The sequence below is a fragment of the Nonomuraea sp. NPDC003560 genome (assembly GCF_042878785.1).
Taxonomy (GTDB): domain Bacteria; phylum Actinomycetota; class Actinomycetes; order Streptosporangiales; family Streptosporangiaceae; genus Nonomuraea.
The window spans coordinates 934,930-952,491 of sequence record NZ_JBIAOF010000003.1 but is presented as its reverse complement, the minus strand read 5'-3'; the positions used below and the strand labels follow the sequence as shown (position 1 = coordinate 952,491).

15 protein-coding genes are annotated in these 17,562 nt (G+C 71.1%); 12 read left to right on the top strand and 3 right to left on the bottom strand.

Going from position 1 to position 17,562, the window contains the following annotated elements; genetic code table 11:
• Nucleotides 1-309: 309 nt before the first annotated feature.
• The gene (locus ACFYUV_RS15285) at nt 310-1,533 is read left to right on the top strand and encodes a M20 family metallopeptidase (protein ID WP_364389280.1); all 1,224 of its coding nucleotides are present in this window, start codon (nt 310-312) and stop codon (nt 1,531-1,533) included.
• Nucleotides 1,534-1,580: 47 nt separating this feature from the next.
• Here ACFYUV_RS15285 and ACFYUV_RS15280 read toward each other — a convergent pair whose 3' ends face one another.
• Nucleotides 1,581-3,461, bottom strand: coding sequence for a Xaa-Pro dipeptidyl-peptidase (locus ACFYUV_RS15280; RefSeq protein WP_387669086.1), 1,881 nt, complete (start codon nt 3,459-3,461; stop codon nt 1,581-1,583).
• 288 nt (nt 3,462-3,749) lie between these two features.
• On the opposite strand from ACFYUV_RS15280, the gene ACFYUV_RS15275 reads away from it, so the two are divergent.
• The 6 genes from ACFYUV_RS15275 (at nt 3,750) to ACFYUV_RS15250 (ending at nt 10,614) form a co-directional block, all read left to right on the top strand.
• A complete protein-coding gene (locus ACFYUV_RS15275; protein WP_387669084.1) occupies nt 3,750-4,817 on the top strand; it encodes a BMP family protein in 1,068 nt (355 codons plus the stop codon).
• Nucleotides 4,818-4,912: 95 nt separating this feature from the next.
• Complete coding sequence (locus tag ACFYUV_RS15270) at nt 4,913-6,520, top strand: ABC transporter ATP-binding protein (protein WP_387669082.1); 1,608 nt, start codon at nt 4,913-4,915, stop codon at nt 6,518-6,520.
• Nucleotides 6,520-7,662 (top strand): ABC transporter permease, encoded by a 1,143-nt coding sequence (locus ACFYUV_RS15265; RefSeq protein WP_387669080.1) that lies wholly within the window; start codon nt 6,520-6,522, stop codon nt 7,660-7,662. The genes ACFYUV_RS15270 and ACFYUV_RS15265 overlap by 1 nt, the downstream gene beginning before the upstream one ends.
• The gene (locus tag ACFYUV_RS15260) at nt 7,659-8,948 is read left to right on the top strand and encodes an ABC transporter permease (protein ID WP_387669078.1); all 1,290 of its coding nucleotides are present in this window, start codon (nt 7,659-7,661) and stop codon (nt 8,946-8,948) included. The genes ACFYUV_RS15265 and ACFYUV_RS15260 overlap by 4 nt, the downstream gene beginning before the upstream one ends.
• The gene (locus ACFYUV_RS15255) at nt 8,945-9,340 is read left to right on the top strand and encodes a cytidine deaminase (RefSeq protein WP_387669077.1); all 396 of its coding nucleotides are present in this window, start codon (nt 8,945-8,947) and stop codon (nt 9,338-9,340) included. Before ACFYUV_RS15260 ends, ACFYUV_RS15255 begins: the two co-directional genes overlap by 4 nt.
• Nucleotides 9,341-9,342: 2 nt before the next feature.
• Nucleotides 9,343-10,614, top strand: a complete 1,272-nt coding sequence (locus ACFYUV_RS15250) for a thymidine phosphorylase (protein WP_364338263.1) — start codon at nt 9,343-9,345, stop codon at nt 10,612-10,614.
• A 61-nt stretch (nt 10,615-10,675) separates the two neighbouring features.
• Here the strand turns inward: ACFYUV_RS15250 and ACFYUV_RS15245 are convergent, their stop codons facing one another.
• Nucleotides 10,676-11,071 carry a MarR family transcriptional regulator gene (locus ACFYUV_RS15245; protein ID WP_358282389.1) on the bottom strand — a complete coding sequence of 132 codons (396 nt, stop codon included), beginning with the start codon at nt 11,069-11,071 and terminating at the stop codon, nt 10,676-10,678.
• Between the two features lie 87 nt (nt 11,072-11,158).
• Between ACFYUV_RS15245 and ACFYUV_RS15240 the strand changes: the two genes are divergently transcribed.
• Nucleotides 11,159-12,565, top strand: a complete 1,407-nt coding sequence (locus ACFYUV_RS15240) for an MFS transporter (protein WP_387669075.1) — start codon at nt 11,159-11,161, stop codon at nt 12,563-12,565.
• A 70-nt stretch (nt 12,566-12,635) separates the two neighbouring features.
• Here ACFYUV_RS15240 and ACFYUV_RS15235 read toward each other — a convergent pair whose 3' ends face one another.
• Entirely contained in the window at nt 12,636-14,522 is a 1,887-nt protein-coding gene (locus ACFYUV_RS15235; RefSeq protein WP_387669073.1) for a hypothetical protein, read from the bottom strand.
• 124 nt (nt 14,523-14,646) lie between these two features.
• Between ACFYUV_RS15235 and ACFYUV_RS15230 the strand changes: the two genes are divergently transcribed.
• The 4 genes from ACFYUV_RS15230 (at nt 14,647) to ACFYUV_RS15215 (ending at nt 17,521) form a co-directional block, all read left to right on the top strand.
• Complete coding sequence (locus ACFYUV_RS15230) at nt 14,647-15,249, top strand: hypothetical protein (RefSeq protein WP_364338266.1); 603 nt, start codon at nt 14,647-14,649, stop codon at nt 15,247-15,249.
• A gap of 5 nt (nt 15,250-15,254) precedes the next feature.
• The gene (locus tag ACFYUV_RS15225; RefSeq protein ID WP_387669071.1) at nt 15,255-15,605 is read left to right on the top strand and encodes a cupin domain-containing protein; all 351 of its coding nucleotides are present in this window, start codon (nt 15,255-15,257) and stop codon (nt 15,603-15,605) included.
• Nucleotides 15,606-15,812: 207 nt separating this feature from the next.
• Nucleotides 15,813-16,886 (top strand): adenosine deaminase, encoded by a 1,074-nt coding sequence (locus tag ACFYUV_RS15220; protein WP_364338267.1) that lies wholly within the window; start codon nt 15,813-15,815, stop codon nt 16,884-16,886.
• Nucleotides 16,883-17,521 carry a PH domain-containing protein gene (locus ACFYUV_RS15215; RefSeq protein ID WP_387669070.1) on the top strand — a complete coding sequence of 213 codons (639 nt, stop codon included), beginning with the start codon at nt 16,883-16,885 and terminating at the stop codon, nt 17,519-17,521. The genes ACFYUV_RS15220 and ACFYUV_RS15215 overlap by 4 nt, the downstream gene beginning before the upstream one ends.
• The last annotated feature ends 41 nt before the right edge of the window (nt 17,522-17,562 follow it).

Sequence of the window (17,562 nt, the reverse complement as noted above, 5' to 3'; positions counted from 1 at the left end):
CCACCTGCGGTTACGGGCATGCCGTCGGCCAACTTTTGGTGTATCTGTCGGCGCGAAGGCGCACGGGAGCGATAAAGTCAGAAGCATCGCCACCGGGCTCGCGGCTTACCGCCGTGCACCCGGGCTGCTGCGACCGATGAACGCGAAGCCCGTGCTGACGATCTCGCACCGAAACCTACGGGTGTGGCTTTTGATTCGCCGAACGGCCGCCTCAACCAGGTGGCTGCCGCAGGATGGACTTTTTCGAGAGCGTTATGAGCCGACGTCCGTGCGTGGGACGCGCGGCCTCGACGGGATGGATGGTGACATATGCGGGGACGTGAGCTGCGGGGAGAGCTGGACGCGTTCCTGGCGGAGATCGAGCAGGAGCTGGTGGCGTTCCGTCGCGACCTTCACATGCATCCTGAGCTCGCCTTCGCCGAATACCGCACGACCCAGCGCATCGCCGACCGGCTGACCGCCGCGGGGCTGACGCCCTCGGTGCTGCCGCGCGGCACCGGTCTCATCTGCGACGTGGGCAGCGGCGACGGGCCGACCATCGCGCTGCGGGCCGACATCGACGCGCTGCCGCTCCAGGACGAGAAGGACGTGCCCTACCGCTCCACCGTCCCCGGCGCGTGCCACGCCTGCGGGCACGACGTGCACACCACCGTCCTGCTCGGCACCTCGCTCTTCCTGGCCCAGCAGGCCGCCGCCGGGCTGCTGCCCGGCCGGGTCCGGCTGATCTTCCAGCCCGCCGAGGAGCTGCCCGGCGGCGCCCTTGAGGTCATGGCCCACGGCGGCATCAGCGGCGTCGACCGCATCTTCGGCCTCCACTGCGACCCGCGCGTCGACGTCGGCCAGCTCGGCCTCCGGAGCGGCCCGATCACCTCGGCCTGCGACAAGATCGTGGTCAGGGTCTCCGGCCCCGGCGGCCATACGGCCCGTCCCCACCTGACGGCCGACCTGGTCTTCGCCCTGGCCAAGATCCTCACCGAGCTGCCCGCCGCGCTCTCCCGCCGGATCGACCCGCGCTCCTCGCTCAGCCTCGTCTGGGGCCGGGTCGAGGCGGGCTCGGCGGCCAACGCCATCCCCGACGACGGCATCGCCGAGGGCACGATCCGCTGCCTCGACGAGAACGCCTGGCACGCCGCCCCCGACCTGATCAAGGCCCTGCTGGAGTCCGTCGCCGGCGCGTACGGCGTCGAGGCCGTCATGGACTACACGCGCGGCGTGCCCCCGGTCGTCAACGACGAGGTCAGCGTCGAGATGCTGGCCGAGGCGGCCGAGCGGGCCCTCGGCGCGGGCGCGGTGGTGCCCACCCAGCAGTCGCTCGGCGGCGAGGACTTCGCCTGGTACCTGGAGTCGATCCCCGGCGCCTTCGCCCGGCTCGGCACGCGCTCGCCCGACGGCGTCACGTACGACATCCACCAGGGCACCTTCGACGTCGACGAGAAGGCGATCGCGATGGGCGTGCGGGTGATGGCCGCCACCGCGCTGACCGCGCTGTGGGACGTCGGCCCGATCGACTCCATCAGCAACGCCATGGCCTGAGCGCCGCTCCGACGGCCCGCCGCGTCGCGCGGCGGGCCGTCGGCATGTCAGCCGAGCCTGCCGAACACCACCGGCAGCCGCAGGGACGAGTGCCCCGGCGACACGGTGACCCGGGTGCCCGCCGGATAGCGCAGGGTGTAGTCGCGGTCGGTCGAGATGATCACCAGGCCCAGCCGGTGGCCCTTCTTGAACAGGTAGTCCTTGGGCTGGAAGTCCCAGGTGAAGGTGTACTCCTTGCCGGGGCGCAGCGGCTGCGTGCGGTCGGCGCGGTGGCGGTTGCGCACGTCGAGCCACCCTCTGGAGACGATCTTGTACGCGGTCGTCGCCGTGCCGAGCCGCCTGAGCGTCGTGCAGCCCGTGTCACCCGGGACGCCCTCGCCGTAGCAGTAGGTCTGGCCGGTCGACAGCAGGGTGCCGTCCGGGCGCACGTCGGTGCCGTAGTCCACCAGCAACGCCGTCAGGTACGGCGAGGCGCCGTCCTTGAACGAGGCCCGCACCGAGACCGTCGGCGTGCCGGAGATGCGCACGTCGGCGGGCAGCTCGCCGGTCCGGTACGCCAGCCGGTTCGGGTCCGGCCCGGCCGCCTCCACCAGTTGCTCGGCCGTCCGCGCGCTCTGGTCCACGAAGGACTCCGCGGGCGACAGCGGCCGGGGCAGCAGGCCGAGCCGTTCGCCCGCGGCCGGGTGCAGCGCGACCGTGGTGGCCCCGGGCAGCGGCCAGGAGGAGTGCTGCTGCCACTCGCCGACGCCGATCTCGACGTCGGCCTGCGGCTCGCGCATGATGCCCGAGTCGATGCCCTGCAGCCAGTAGTCGAACCAGCCGTGCAACTGGCGCAGCCACTCGACGGTGCGCAGGTTGAAGGGGTTCATGTGGGTGCCCTGGTGCAGCCAGATCTTGCGCGGCACGTGCCGCTCGGCCAGGGCGTACCACCATTGGGCGAACTGCTTGGTCTTGACGTTCCAGTCGTTGAGCCCGTGCACGAGGAAGACGCTGGCCTTCACCTTGTCCACGTCGTTGAGGTAGTTGCGGGCGTCCCAGAGCGGGCCGTAGTCGCCGGTGATCCGGTCCTGGCTCGCGGTCAGCGCGTCCATCTTGGCGCCGCAGACCTCGAAGCCCCGGTCCCTGGTCAGCACGAACTTGGCCAGGACGTCCAGGTCCTCGCCCTGGTAGCCGCCGGGGGCCAGGACGCCGCCGTTGGCCCGGTAGTAGTCGTACCAGCTGGAGATGGCGGCGATCGGCACGATGGTCTTCAGGCCCTCGACGCCGGTCGAGGCGACGGCGTTGGGCAGGGTGCCGTTGTAGGAGACGCCGATCATGCCGACCTTGCCGGTGGACCAGGTGGCGCTGACCTCGTTGCCGTCGGCGTCGAAGCCGCGGGCGCGGCCGTTCAGCCAGTCGATGGCGGCCTTCGGGCCGGCCGTCTCGTTCCGGTCGCCGGTGGACGGGCAGCCGGTGGCGCGGGCGCTGCCGACGTTCTCGACCAGGGCGATGGCGTAGCCGCGGGGCACGAAGTAGTTGTCGTAGTAGCCGTCGAAGGGCTCGCCGGCGAGCTTGTTCGACAGGGACTTCAGGGTGGGCAGCGGGTTGCCGTTCGCGTCGACGTCCACCGGGTGGTTGGGCACGTCGTTGCCGGGGGCGTAGTAGGGGCTGGCCTCCATGATCACCGGGACCTTGAGGCCCTGGTCGGTCTCCTTGGGGCGCAGGATGTCCATGGCGACGCGGTCGGGCTGCCCGTCGTCGTCGCTGTCGGTCCCGGCCACCTCGACGAAGACCGTCTGCTTGACGGCGTCGGCGCGGGAGAAGACGGGCTGGGTGGCGTTGTTCTCGATCTTGAGGGTGGGGGTGGCGGCCGTCGCCGGGGCGGGCCCGCCCAAGGTCACGGCGAGGATCGCGACCAGCGGTACGGCCAGTGTCTTCCAAGGCTGCATACGGGGCTCCGATACGAAATTTCCACCGTTGATCGGAATCTCTGCCATGATCGACCGCTCGGCAAGGGCCCCTCCCATACCAAACTTGGGCAAAACTCTGCGGGAGCCGTCCCAAGTGCCTGAACCCAGATTCAGGTCACGGACGCGCTTGATGTCGATAACGGAGCGGTTGCGACCCTGTGTGCCGGTTTGGTCTGCCCTGGTCAAGCAACTATCTTCCGTGCAGGTGCCGTACGTTTCTTCGCGCCTGCGATGAAGTTCGACGGCGAGGAAATGGAAGGAGTCGCCTTGCTCGGCAAGCGATTCAGCAGGATTGCCGTCGGCTCGGTAGCCGGCGTCATGCTCATGGCAGTCGCGGCCTGTGGCGGCGATGGTGGCGGCACCTCGGCGAGCACGCAGCCGAGCTCCGGCGCCAGCAGCGAGGCCCCCAAGGGCGGCCTGAAGGTCGGTCTGACGTTCGACGTCGGCGGCCGCGGCGACAAGTCGTTCAACGACGCCGCCTACGCCGGCCTGGAGAAGGCCAAGACGGAGCTGAACGCCGACATCAAGGAGCTCAGCCCGGCGGCCGACGGCTCCAACCGCGGCGACCTGCTGCGCCAGCTCGCGGACGCGGGCTACAACCCCATCGTCGCCGTCGGCTTCGCCTACGGCGACGACGTCAAGAAGACCGCCGCCGAGTACCCCGACGTGCAGTTCGCCATCGTCGACTCGGCCTCCAACGGCCCGAACGTGACCGGCCTGCTGTTCGCCGAGGAGCAGGGCTCCTACCTGGCGGGCGTCGCCGCGGCGACCAAGTCGGAGGCCGGCCACGTCGGCTTCGTGGGCGGCGTCGAGAACGACCTGATCAAGAAGTTCCAGGCGGGCTTCGTGATGGGCGCCAAGTCCGTCAAGCCGGACATCAAGATCGACATCAAGTACCTCACCCCCGACGGTGACTTCTCCGGCTTCAAGGCCCCCGACAAGGGCAAGGTCGCGGCCGAGAAGATGTACCAGGACGGCGCGGACATCGTCTACCACGCCGCCGGCGACTCCGGCCTCGGCGTGTTCCAGGCGGCGGCCGCGGCCAAGAAGAAGGCCATCGGCGTCGACTCCGACCAGCGCCAGACGGTCAAGGAGGCCGACCTGCAGTCGGTCATCATGACCTCGATGATCAAGCGCGTGGACGTCGGCGTGTTCGAGTTCGTCAAGGCTGTCCAGGGCGGCACCAAGGGCGGCAGCAACACCGTCTACGACCTCAAGGTCGACGGTGTGGGCCTGTCCACCACCGGTGGCGAGATCGACGACATCAAGGACAAGCTCGACGCTGCCAAGAAGGACATCGTCGACGGCAAAATCACGGTTCCGTCCAAGCCGTAATCTGGGTAGGAACGGACGACCGAGGGCCCGGAGTCCCCACTTCGGGCCTTCTGGCTATCCGCCCCGTCCGCCCCCCATGCTCTAGGAGAGGCGAAATGAGCTCGGACACCCTCGCCGCGGTGCAACCCGCCGTAGAGCTGGAGGGCATCACCAAGCGTTTCCCCGGCGTCGTCGCCAACCACGACATCCGCATCACCGTCGAACCCGGCACGGTCCACGCGATCGTCGGGGAGAACGGCGCGGGCAAGTCGACCCTGATGAAGATCCTCTACGGCATGCAGAAGCCGGACGAGGGCACGATCAGGGTCAACGGCCGGGAGGTCAGCTTCCGCACCCCCAGCGACGCCATCGACGTCGGCATCGGCATGGTCCACCAGCACTTCATGCTGGCCGACAACTTCACCGTGCTGGAGAACATCGTCCTCGGCGCCGAGCCCACCAGGGCCGGCGTGCTCGACACCGGCAGGGCGCGGGCCCGCATCGCCGAGCTGGCCAGCAGCCACGGCCTGCGCGTCGACCCCGACGCGCTGGTGGAGGACCTCGGCGTCGGCGACCGCCAGCGGGTGGAGATCCTCAAGGTCCTCTACCGCGGCGCCCGCATCCTCATCCTCGACGAGCCGACGGCGGTCCTCGTGCCGCAGGAGGTCGAGGAGCTGTTCGAGAACCTGCGCGAGCTCAAGGCCGAGGGCCTGACCGTCATCTTCATCTCGCACAAGCTCGACGAGGTGCTGAACATCGCCGACGCGATCACCGTGATCCGCCGCGGCACCACCGTCGCCAGCGTCAACCCCGCCGAGGTGACCGCCCGCCGGCTCGCCGAGCTGATGGTCGGCAGCGAGCTGCCCACGCCGGAGACCCGCGAGTCCACCGTGCGCGAGAGCGTCACGCTGAGCGTGTCGCGGCTGACGATGGAGGCCGACGGCTTCCGTCCCGTCCCCAGGGGCGCCTCCGTCGACCTGTACGTCGACAAGCTGCGCGAAGAGGGCAAGCGCCTGATCCTCGACGACGTCTCCTTCGACATCCACGCGGGCCAGATCCTGGGCATCGCCGGCGTCGAGGGCAACGGGCAGTCCGAGCTGATCGAGGCGATCATGGGCATGCGTGCCGCCCACGGCACGATCACTCTCGGCGGCGTGGACATCAGCGCCTGGTCCACGCTGAAGCGCAGGGAGGCCGGCATCGGCTACATCCCCGAGGACCGCCACCGGCAGGGCCTGCTGCTGGAGGCGTCCCTGTGGGAGAACCGGGTGCTCGGCCACCAGACCAGGCCCCCGGCGCGCAGCGGCATCTGGGTCGACCGCCGCGCCTCCAAGGCCGACACCGAGCGCATCGTCAAGGAGTACGACGTGCGCACCCCCAGCGTGGAGACCCTGGCCCTGGCCCTGTCCGGCGGCAACCAGCAGAAGCTGATCGTCGGACGCGAGATGAGCGGCGAGCCCTCGTTCCTCATCGCCGCCCACCCCACCCGCGGCGTGGACGTCGGCGCCCAGGCCGCCATCTGGGACCACCTGCGCAACGCGCGGGCCGCCGGCCTGGCCGTGCTGCTGATCTCGGCCGACCTCGACGAGCTGATCGGCCTGTCCGACACGATCAGGGTCATCCTGCGCGGCCGGCTCGTGGCCGAACTCGATCCTTCCGACGTCACGCCCGAGCGGCTTGGCGGTTACATGACCGGCGCCATCGCCGGCACTGAGGAGACGTGATGCCCGCCGGGCTCAACCGGGCGCTGCTCACCGTCGCAGGCGCCGTCGTCGCCATCGTCCTGGCGATCGCGATCTCCAGCGTGGCCATCATCGCGGCGGGCGCCAGCCCGATCGACGCGTTCGCCGCCTTCTTCAACTTCGGCGAGACCGAGCGGGCGGTGTCCAACGGCATCGCGGCGTTCCTCAACCGGGCGGTGCCGCTGTTCATCGCGGGTCTGGCGGTGGCCGTCGGCTTCCGCATGAACCTGTTCAACATCGGCGTCGAGGGTCAGTACCGCATCGCGGCCATCTGCGCGGCCTACGTCGGTTCGACGTTCACCGCGCCGAAGCCGATCCAGATCCTGGTGATCATCGTGGTCGCGGCCGTCGTGGGCGGCGCGTACGCGCTGATCCCCGCGGTGATGAAGGTGACCCGCGGCGTGAACGAGGTGATCTCCACGATCATGCTCAACTACATCGCGATCGCCCTGGCCTCCTACCTGGTCCGCGGCCCGTTCGCGGGCCAGCGGGCGGCCGGCCAGCTCACCACGACCACGCCGCAGCTGCCCGAGTCGGCCATGTTCCCCAACCTGAACTTCGTCTTCGACTGGTTCGGGCTGCTGGCGCCCACCCGCGGCGGTGGCGTGTGGGGCTTCCTGCTCGTGGCCGTCGTGCTCGGCCTGGTGGTCTGGGTCGTGCTGGAGCGCACCCGCTTCGGCTTCAACGTCAAGGCCAGCGGGCTCAACGGCCCGGCCGCCTTCGCCTCGGGCGTCAACCCGAAGAAGATGGTCATCGCGGCCATGGTGCTGTCCGGCGCGATCGCGGGGCTCATCGGCCTGCCCGAGATCCTCGGCGACAAGGGCGCCTTCAACTCCAACTTCACCGCCGGCCTCGGCTTCCTCGGCATCGCGGTGGCGCTGCTGGGCAGGAACAAGCCCGTCGGCATCGCGATCGCCGCGCTGCTGTTCGCCTTCCTCGACCGGGCGCAGGGCGCGCTGCAGATCGCGGACGTGCCCTCGTCGGTCATCACGATCATCCAGGGCGTCATCGTCCTGCTGGTGGTCATCGCGAACGAGGTGACCAACCGCATCGCCATGCGGCTTGAGGAGCAGCGGGCCGCCCGGCAGCTCGACACGAACAGACCGGTTGAGGTGGCAGCATGAGCAGGGTCGGCAAATACCATCTGGCGCTGCTCGGCGTCGCCGCGCTCATCCTGCTGCTGTCGCTGGTGCGGATCATCTCCGGCCAGGACGACCTGACCTCCTCCGGCACGTTCAACGCGGCGCTGCTGCTCGCGGTGCCGATCGGCCTGGCCGGGCTCGGCGGCCTGTGGGCCGAGCGGGCCGGCGTGGTCAACATCGGCCTCGAAGGCATGATGGTGCTCGGCACCTGGTTCGCCGGCTGGGCCGGATACCAGTGGGGCGCCGTGGCCGCGCTGGTCGCCGGGCTGCTCGGCGGCGCGCTCGGCGGGCTCATCCACGCGATCGCGACCGTCACGTTCGGCGTCGACCACATCATCAGCGGCGTCGCCATCAACCTGCTCGGCCCCGGCATCACCCGCTTCCTGTCCGAGGTCCTCTACGGCGAGGGCACCTCGGCCAGCGCGAAGGGCGCCGGCATCACCACCTCGCCGGCGATCAGCTCGGGTGCGCCCGAGGTGAGCCTGCCCGTCCTGTCCGACGGCCCCGACCTGCTCGGCAAGCTGGAGAGCACCCACTGGTTCCTGCTCTCCGACCTGGCCGGCATCCTGCGCGGGCTCACCCACGACGTGAACGCGCTGGTCATCCTGGCCGTGCTGCTGCTGCCGGTGACGTACCTGGTGCTCTGGCGCACGTCGTTCGGGCTGCGGCTGCGGTCGGCGGGGGAGAACCCGTGGGCGGCCGAGTCGCTGGGCGTGAACGTCTACCGGATCAAGTACCTCGCGGTCGTCGTCTCCGGCGCGTTCGCCGGGCTCGGCGGCGTGTTCCTGGTCTTCGTCTCCAACAAGTACGTCGAGGGCCAGACGCAGGGACGCGGCTTCATCGGCCTGGCCGCCATGATCTTCGGCAACTGGCGGCCCGGCGGGCTCGCGGCCGGCTCGTCCCTGTTCGGCTACGCCAGCGGTCTGCAGCTGCGCAGCTCCGGCGAGGCCAACGCGGTCACCACGTTCTTCCTGTTCGGCGCGCTGCTGCTGGTGGTCTACCTCGCGCTGCAGATCCGCAGGCTGGTCGTGCCGAGCCAGCCGGCCGAGATCGTGGCCAGGGGCGTCAAGGACTACACCGTGATCGCCGCCGCGGCGGTCGGCGCGCTCCTGCTGTTCTGGCTCTGGCGGACCGTGGAGACGCTGCCGGGCGAGTTCGTCTTCATCACGCCACACGTGCTCACGCTGCTCGTGCTCCTGGTCGCCTCGCAGCGTCTGCGGATGCCCAAGGCCGACGGCGTACGCTTCCGTCGGGGGGATCAACATTGAACATCGATTGGGACGGCCTGCGCGCCGAGGCCGCCACGGCCATGCGCAACGCCTACGCGCCGTACTCCAAGTTCCCGGTGGGGGCGGCGGCGGTCGTCGACGACGGCCGGATCGTCACCGGCTGCAACGTCGAGAACGCCTCGTACGGGCTCGGCCTGTGCGCCGAGTGCGGCCTGGTGTCGGCGCTGCAGATGTCGGGCGGCGGCCGGCTGGTGGCCTTCACCTGCGTGGACGGCCACGGCGAGCTGCTCATGCCGTGCGGGCGCTGCCGTCAGCTGCTGTACGAGTTCGGCGGTGAGAACCTGCTGGTCGAGACCGTCGACGGCCCCAAGCGCATGGCGCAGATCCTGCCGTACGCGTTCGGCCCCGACGACCTCAGCAGGAGTACGTGACCATGGACGCCATCGAGGTCATCCGCGCCAAGCGCGACGGCGGCGAGCTCACCACCGCCCAGATCGACTGGGTGATCGCCGCCTACACCCGCGGTGACGTGGCCGACGAGCAGATGTCCGCCCTGGCCATGGCCATCCTGCTCAACGGCATGAACCGGCGCGAGATCGCCGACTGGACGCAGGCCATGATCCGGTCGGGCGAGCGCATGGACTGGTCGATGCTCGACCGGCCCACGGCCGACAAGCACTCCACGGGCGGCGTCGGCGACAAGATCACCCTGCCGCTGGCGCCTCTGGTGGCGGCGTGCGGGGCGTACGTGCCGCAGCTGTCCGGGCGCGGGCTCGGGCACACCGGCGGCACCCTGGACAAGCTGGAGTCCATCCCCGGCTGGCTGGCCTCGCTCTCCAACGACCAGATGCTGCACGTCCTGCGCACGGCCGGCGCGGTGGTCTGCGCGGCGGGCTCCGGGCTGGCCCCGGCCGACAAGAAGCTCTACGCGCTGCGCGACGTCACCGGCACCGTCGAGTCGATCCCGCTGATCGCCTCGTCGATCATGTCGAAGAAGATCGCCGAGGGCACCGGCTCGCTGGTGCTCGACGTGAAGGTGGGCTCCGGGGCGTTCATGAAGACGACCGAGAGCGCCCGCGAGCTGGCCGAGACCATGGTCGCGCTCGGGAGCGACGCGGGCGTGCGCACGGTCGCCCTGCTGACGGCCATGGACCGGCCGCTCGGCCGGGCGGTGGGCAACGCGCTGGAGGTCGAGGAGTCGATCGAGGTGCTGGCCGGCGGCGGGCCGTCCGACGTGGTCGAGCTGACCGTACGGCTGGCGCGCGAGATGCTGGCGGCGGCCGGGGTCTCCGGCAAGGACCCGGCCGACGCGCTGCGCGACGGCTCGGCCATGGACGCGTGGCGGCGGATGATCTCCGCCCAGGGCGGCAACCCCGACGCGGTCCTGCCGCGGGCGGCCGAGAGCATGACGGTGGCGGCGCCGTCGTCCGGCGTGCTGGCCCACCTCGACGCGTACGCCGTGGGGCTGGCCGCCTGGCGGCTGGGCGCCGGACGGGCGCGCAAGGAGGACCCGGTGTCGTTCGGGGCCGGGATCGTGCTGCACGCCAAGCCCGGCGACCTGGTGCGCGAGGGCCAGCCGCTGCTGACGCTGCACGCGGACGAGACGGCCAGGTTCGAGCGGGCGCTGGACGCGCTGGACGGCGGCTACGAGGTCGCCGAGTCGGGGCGCGAGCTGCTGCCCCTGGTCATCGACCGCATCGGCTGACCGCCGGAAGCACGCGTGTGCGGCGGCCGGACCCCTGCCCCGGGGACGGCCGCCGCCGCCTTCAGGTGGTGACGGCGGGGACCTCGGGCACGTCGGTGAACACGCCCGCGAGCACCGCGCGCTGCGTGGGCAGCGCCTCGGTGTACCGGGCGCGCCCCTCGTCGGTGATGCAGACGAACACGCCCCGGCGGTCGGAGTCGCACGTGCCGCGGGTGACGAACCCGCTCTTCTCCAGCCTGGCCACGACCCTGGACAGGGCGCTCTGGCTCAGGTGGACCTCTTCGCAGAGCTCCTGGATGCGCAGCTTCCTGTCGTGGTGGACGATCCGGTCGAGCACCTCGAACTCGCTGGGCCCGAGCCCGTGCCGCTCGCCCAGCTCCCGCTCCAGCGCGCACATGGCCTTCGCGTGTTTGGCCAGGACGTAATGCCAGGTCTCGACCACGAACTCCTCGTCCATGTCGCGGAGGTTACCATCTCGGGAAGATTCATGCAACGGCATTAAATGCGCTTGCATTAGATGCTGGTGCATGTATTGTTCTGACTCATGTCCTCTTCCTCATCCCGTTGGGGCGCGCTCGCCGTGCTCTGTGCAGTGATCTTCCTTGACGCCCTTGATGTCTCCATGGTCGGTGTCGCCCTGCCGGCCATCCAGCACGATCTGGGCCTCAGCACCTCTTCCCTGCAGTGGGTGGTCAGCGGCTACGTGCTCGGCTATGGCGGTCTTCTGTTGCTCGGGGGCAGGACCGCCGACCTGCTCGGGCGGCGCAGGGTGTTCCTGGTCGCTCTGGGCGTCTTCGCCGTCGCGTCGTTGCTGGGTGGCGTCGTGGACGACGGGGGCCTGCTGATCGCCGCCCGGTTCGTCAAGGGCGTGGCCGCCGCGTTCACCGCGCCCGCCGCTTTGTCGATCATCACCACCACGTTCCCGGAGGGTCCGGAGCGCAACAAGGCGTTGAGCATCTTCACCGCCTGCGGCGCGAGCGGCTACTCGCTCGGCCTCGTGCTCTCCGGCCTGCTGACCGAGATCGGCTGGCGGTGGACGCTCCTCATGCCGGTGCCGGTCGCGGTCATCGCGCTGATCGCCGCATTGAAGGTGCTGCCGAAGGGCCGGGAGGAGCGCGCCGAGGGCGGCCACGACCTCGTCGGCGCCGTGCTGATCACGGCCTCGATGCTGCTGCTGGTCTTCACCGTCGTGCAGGCTCCCGAGGCCGGTTGGGCCTCGTTCCAGACGATCGGCTCGCTGGTCGCCGTGGCGGTGCTGCTCGGCCTGTTCGTCCTCACCGAGCTGCGGATGAAGCACCCGCTGGTGCGGCTCGGCATCCTGCGCTCGGGCCACATCGTCCGGGCCAACCTGGGGCTGCTCATCCTGATGGGCTCGTACGTGGCCTTCCAGTTCGTGGCCATGCAGTACTTCCAGAACCTGCTCCACTGGTCGGCGCTCGGCACCGCCCTGGCGTTCCTGCCCGCGGGCCTGCTCGTCGCGGTCAGCTCGACCAAGATGGGCGACTTCGCCGACAGGTTCGGCACCGGCAAGCTGATCGTCATCGGCGCCGCGGCCCTGGCCGGCGGTTACGCGATCTTCCTGGGCATCGACGAGACGCCGAGCCTGGGCGGCATGGTGCTCCCCGGCATGGTCCTGCTGGGCATCGCGTTCGCTCTGTCCTTCCCCTCGCTGAACATCCAGGCCACCAACGGTGTGGACGACGACGAACAGGGCCTGGCCTCCGGGCTGCTCAACACCTCCGGCCAGGTCGGCGGCGCGATCGTGCTGGCCGTGGTGACCGCCGTGCTGACCTCGGGCGGCGAGACGCTGTCGATCGGCGCGCTGCGCTCGGCGATCGTGGTCGCGCTGGTGCTGGCCCTGGTCGGGCTGGTGATCTCGGCCACCGGGCTGCGCTCGCGCAAGGCCGCCGCGGTCGAGGCGGAGGACGTGAAGGTCTTCGAGGCCGTCTGACCTCCCTGTGATCGGGAAGAGGGTTCCGCCGGGGGGCGGGGCCCTCTTCCTCGTTTCTCCAGGGCCTTCCTCATCTCTCCAGGGCGCCGAGCGGGTCGGAGTAGTCGATCCACTCCGTCGCCGAGTCGCCGAGGTCGGCGCTCTCACCGGTGCGGACGTCCACCTGGACCAGGTGGACGTCCTCCTCGTCCCACAGGCGCACGAGGACCTTGTCGCGGCTCAGCCAGCGCTCCACCCGGATCACTTCGAGGTCGTCGACGTCCAGGCGGGGGCGGGGGCCGGTGACGCGGCCGGTGCGGGCGTCCATGGTGACCAGCCGGTCGTCGGCCGTCACCAGGGCCAGCGAGCGGCCGTCGGGGGCGAGCGCGGCGCCGTGCTCGATGAGGGCGGGGTCGATCCGGAAGCCCTTCGTACGGGCGCCCGCGCCGTCCAGCCTCAGCGTGCTGACGGAGGCGTGGCCGGGGACGGCGGTGGTGTCCCGGCGTTCGGCGACCACCCGCGTGCCGTCGTCGTGGACGGCCAGGATCTCGACGTCCGCGCCGCGTACCGTGCGGGTCGTGCCCGTGCGGAAGTCGAGCACCGCGCTGTCGTCCGCGTCGCCGAAGGACAGCGCGAAGTAGCGGCCGTCCGGGGACGAGCTGATGTGCGCCTCGCCGTCCCCCGCCCTGGCGTCGATGCGCTTGACCACACCCGTGGGCAGGTCGTGGACCAGGTAACGGCCCTGCGGGTTCTGGTAGAGGAGCCGGTGGCCGTCCTGGCTGAGGGCCAGCGGCATGTACTCGCCGGTGGCCGGGTCGTAGCCGGCCCGCGCGTCCGGCAGCCGCCACTCCGCGCCCGAGCGGGTCGTGAGCACCCACTGGCCGCAGGGTTGCGGGTCGCGGGCGTCGGCCTCGGCGTCGCGGCAGTAGCCCGGGTAGGCGAAGCGGACCGGTTCGGGGAGCGCGGCGGGCAGCGGGTCGCGGATCTCCTGGGCGGGGGCCCGCGTCCCGGGGGCGAAGGGGGAGCGGTCCGTCGCCTCGTCCATGCGGGCGGCCAGCGCGGACAGCCCCGCGGCGGCCGCCGCGACCATCGCGGCGACCAGGCCGAGGGAGGCGAGCGTCCACACCGACGCCCGGATCCGGCGCCGCGCCGTGACCCGGCGCAGCACGGTCTCGGCGAGGTCGGCGAGGCCGGCGCGCGGCATCCCGGCGGCCAGGGCGAGCAGGGCGGCCCGCAGGGCCGGATCCCCGGGGGCGGCGTCGTGGAGGCCCGCCGCCGGGGCGGCGAGCTCGGGAGCGGGGGCGAGCGTCCAGGGGGAGGCGGATTCGGGAGCGGGTGCGAGCGTCCAGGGGGAGGCGGACGTCGCGCCTTCCCGCGACCGGTCGCCCTGGCGACCCCCGGCCGGGTCCGCATGGTCCTCGGCCGGGTTCGCGCGTTCCTCGGCCGGGTTCGCACGTTCCTCGGCCGGGTTCGCGCGTTCCTCGGCCGGGTCCGCCGGGTTCTCGGACGGGTTCGCGCGTTCCTCGGGCGGGTTCGCGGGGTCCTTGGTCAGGTCTGCGGGGTTCTCGAACAAGGTCGGGTGGGTGGCGCGGAGCTGGGTGTGGGCTCTTTGCAGCTCGTCGTCCAGCGCGCCGATCCACAGGCCCGTGACCTGGGCCGCGTGCGGCAGGCTCAGCCCGTCGTGGAAGGTGACGACGACGGCCGCGCGGGTCCTCGGGGCGAGCCCGGCGAGCAGGTGGCCCGCCGGGACCGGCCAGGGCGCGCCCGTCGCGCCCAGGAACCGTCCGTACAGCTCGCGCAGCACCGCGTCGGCCGGGCGGTGGTAGCGGATCGCGGACCACCGGCGGCAGGACGCGACGAGGGACGCGGTGGCCAGCTCGCGGGCCTTGTCCGCGTCGCCCGTCAGCAGGTAGGCCGTGCGAGCGAAAGAGGGGGCATAAGACGCCAGAAAAGCCGATAAGTCGTGGGATTTGCTCACTTGTATGACTCCTTGGAGGTTGATCAGCGTAGAGGCAGTCCCGGCTCCGCGGAAGTGCCCGGGAAACCCGGGCCGATCCGTCGCCAAGCCGCTTGCAGGCCCGTGGGCTGGGCATCTACCGGGCATGCGCCCGTCATCCCCGGCCGGCGAGCGGTCGTCGCGCCTTCGCCTCGCCGTCCCGCTCGCCTGCCTCGCCGTCCTGACCGCGTGCGGCACCTCCTCGCAGACCGCCCGGCTGGACACCCCCGCGGACACCGGTCCCGGCACCGCCACCCCCCGCAGCGCCCCCTCGGACGTCCCCACCAGCACCGCCGAGGTGGACGTCGAGCGCGACGGCCTCGACCCGGCCGTGGTGACCGGCGTCCGGTACGCGACCCACGACGGCTACGACCGGGTGGTGATCGACCTCAAGGGCGACATCCCCGGCTACAAGGTGAAATGGGTGGACGAATTCCTCCAGGACGGTTCCGGCGAGCCCATGGGCGTCCAGGGCGGCGCGTACCTGCAGCTCACCCTCTTCCCCGCCAACGCGCACGACGACGACGGCTACCCCACCTGGAAGGGCGGGCCCGTCTACCGGGCCGGCCTCAGGAACGTCTCCCACGTCGTCAGGACTGGCGACTTCGAGGGACGCGTGGGCGTCGGCCTGGCGCTCGCCCGCCGGGCCGGCTTCCGGGTGAAGGAGCAGTCCGCGCCGAGCCGGCTGGTGCTCGACGTGGCACACTGAAGCCCGTGGTGAGAAAGATCGAGGGCCCGACCCGCATCCCCGTCCCCGGCGGCAAGATCATCGACGAGCACGTGGGGCGCGTCAACAGCGGCGACGAGCAGGTCTCGATCGCCCACATGACCGCCCCGCCCGGCTGGACCGAGCCCGCCCAGACCCCGTCGTTCGCCGAGTACACCGTGGTCCTGCGCGGCAGCCTGCTCGTCGAGCACGACGGCGGCATGGTCGAGGTCGGCGCGGGCCAGTCGGTGGTGACGTCGCCGGGGGAGAAGGTGCGCTACAGCGTGGGCCCCGACGGCGCCGAGTACGTCGCCGTGTGCCTGCCCGCCTTCACGCCGGAGAGCGCCGGCCGCGACTGACCGCCCGCGACTGGACTGGCCGCGACTGGACTGGCCGCGACTGGACTGGCCGCGACCGACCCCGCCGCGACTGACCGGGCGCGCCTCCCTGACGGGCGCGCCTCACGAGCGGGCTGACGGCCGTGCCTCACGGGTGTGTCGGAAGGGTTGTCCACAGGCGGGCGCGACGTGTGCGGCGGCGGAGGAGTGTGCTCATATCATGGCCAGATGAGCCCCACGCTTGACAAGATCCGGCAGGCTCCCAAGGTGTTGTTGCACGATCACCTCGACGGCGGGCTGCGCGCCGAGACGATCGTCGAGCTCGCACGGGAGATCGACTACGGGCGGCTGCCCTCCACCGACCCCGACAATCTGCGCCTCTGGTTCGAGGAGGCCGCCGACTCCGGCTCGCTGGAGCGCTACCTGGAGACCTTCGACCACACGGTCGCGGTCATGCAGACCCGCGAATCCCTGGTCCGGGTGGCCGCCGAGTGCGCCCGCGACCTCGCCGACGACGGCGTGGTCTACGCCGAGGTGCGCTTCGCCCCCGAGCAGCACACCACCATGGGGCTGAGCCTCGACCAGGTGGTGGAGGCGGTGCTCGAAGGGTTCACGCTGGGCTCGCAGGGTCGCGGCATCCGGGTCGGCACGCTGCTGACCGCGATGCGCCACATGGCCCGCTCGATGGAGATCGCCGAGCTGGCCGTCCGCTACCGCGATGTCGGCGTCGTGGGGTTCGACATCGCCGGGGCCGAGGCCGGCTACCCGCCCACCCGGCACCTCGACGCCTTCGAATACCTCCAGCGGGAGAACGCGCACTTCACGATCCACGCCGGCGAGGCGTTCGGGCTGCCGTCGATCTGGCAGGCCATCCAGTGGTGCGGCGCCGACCGGCTGGGCCACGGCGTCCGGATCATCGACGACATCACCGTGGCCGGCGACGGGTCGGCCAAGCTGGGGCGGCTGGCGGCGTACGTGCGCGACAAGCGCATCCCGCTGGAGATGTGCCCCACGTCCAACCTCCAGACCGGGGCCGCCGACTCGATCGCCGAGCACCCCATCGGGCTGCTGCGCAGGCTGCACTTCCGGGTCACCGTCAACACCGACAACCGGCTGATGAGCTCGACGAGCGTGTCCCTTGAGTTCGCCAAGCTGGTCGAGGCGTTCGGCTACGGCTGGGACGACCTGCAGTGGTTCACGGTCAACGCGATGAAGTCGGCCTTCCTGCCGTTCGACGAGCGGCTGGCGTTGATCAACGGCGTGATCAAGCCGGGGTTCGCGCAGATCAAGTGGCAGCCGTGAAACACACCTACCGGTCCAAGACCGGGTTCGTGCTGGGCTGCGCCTGGCTGGTCTTCGTGGCGTTCAACGTGTGGGACCTGACGGCCCACTACAACGGCAAGCCGTCCATGGTGGCGCTGGCCGTGCTCGGGGCGATGACGGCGCTCGTCTACGCGATCGCGGTCCGGCCCGCCACCGTGGTCGGCGAGGAGGGGCTGCTGGCCCGCAACCCGCTGCGCACGACGTTCCTGCCGTGGGCGTCCGTGGGCGAGGTGACGGTCACCCACTCCATCGCGGTCCGTTACGGCGGCGAGGGCGCCGACGAGCAGGTGCTGCGGTTGTGGACGCCCATGAGCAGCGCCAGAGAGCGGTCCAAGGCGCAGCGGCGCGGCGTGCCCAAGCCCCAGCGGGGCGGCGGCCGGTTCCGGGTCGAGGCCACGGTCAGCAAGGCCGAGCAGGCCGCCGCCGAGGCGTTCACCGGCAAGACCCACGCCGACTTCGTGGGCGACCAGATCCGCGACCGCGCCGAGGCCGCCCACCGCCGCGCGGACCCGGCGGCCGCGGCCGCCCCGGTCAAGGTCACCTGGTCCTACGACTCGATCGCCGTCCTCGTGGTCGCCGTCGCCCTGATCATCGCCGCCATCGTCATCGCCTGACCGCCCCCGGCCCGAAGGCGAGGGCTAGGGGGCAGGGGTTC

Excerpts from the sequence above, each read along its gene's own strand:
- ACFYUV_RS15285 (WP_364389280.1), top strand. The coding sequence starts at position 310 with ATGCGGGGACGTGAGCTGCGGGGAGAGCTGGACGCGTTCCTGGCGGAG.
- ACFYUV_RS15280 (WP_387669086.1), bottom strand. The coding sequence starts at position 3,461 with ATGCAGCCTTGGAAGACACTGGCCGTACCGCTGGTCGCGATCCTCGCC.
- ACFYUV_RS15270 (WP_387669082.1), top strand. The coding sequence starts at position 4,913 with ATGAGCTCGGACACCCTCGCCGCGGTGCAACCCGCCGTAGAGCTGGAG.
- ACFYUV_RS15265 (WP_387669080.1), top strand. The coding sequence starts at position 6,520 with ATGCCCGCCGGGCTCAACCGGGCGCTGCTCACCGTCGCAGGCGCCGTC.
- ACFYUV_RS15260 (WP_387669078.1), top strand. The coding sequence starts at position 7,659 with ATGAGCAGGGTCGGCAAATACCATCTGGCGCTGCTCGGCGTCGCCGCG.
- ACFYUV_RS15250 (WP_364338263.1), top strand. The coding sequence starts at position 9,343 with ATGGACGCCATCGAGGTCATCCGCGCCAAGCGCGACGGCGGCGAGCTC.
- ACFYUV_RS15245 (WP_358282389.1), bottom strand. The coding sequence starts at position 11,071 with ATGGACGAGGAGTTCGTGGTCGAGACCTGGCATTACGTCCTGGCCAAA.
- ACFYUV_RS15240 (WP_387669075.1), top strand. The coding sequence starts at position 11,159 with ATGTCCTCTTCCTCATCCCGTTGGGGCGCGCTCGCCGTGCTCTGTGCA.
- ACFYUV_RS15230 (WP_364338266.1), top strand. The coding sequence starts at position 14,647 with ATGCGCCCGTCATCCCCGGCCGGCGAGCGGTCGTCGCGCCTTCGCCTC.
- ACFYUV_RS15220 (WP_364338267.1), top strand. The coding sequence starts at position 15,813 with ATGAGCCCCACGCTTGACAAGATCCGGCAGGCTCCCAAGGTGTTGTTG.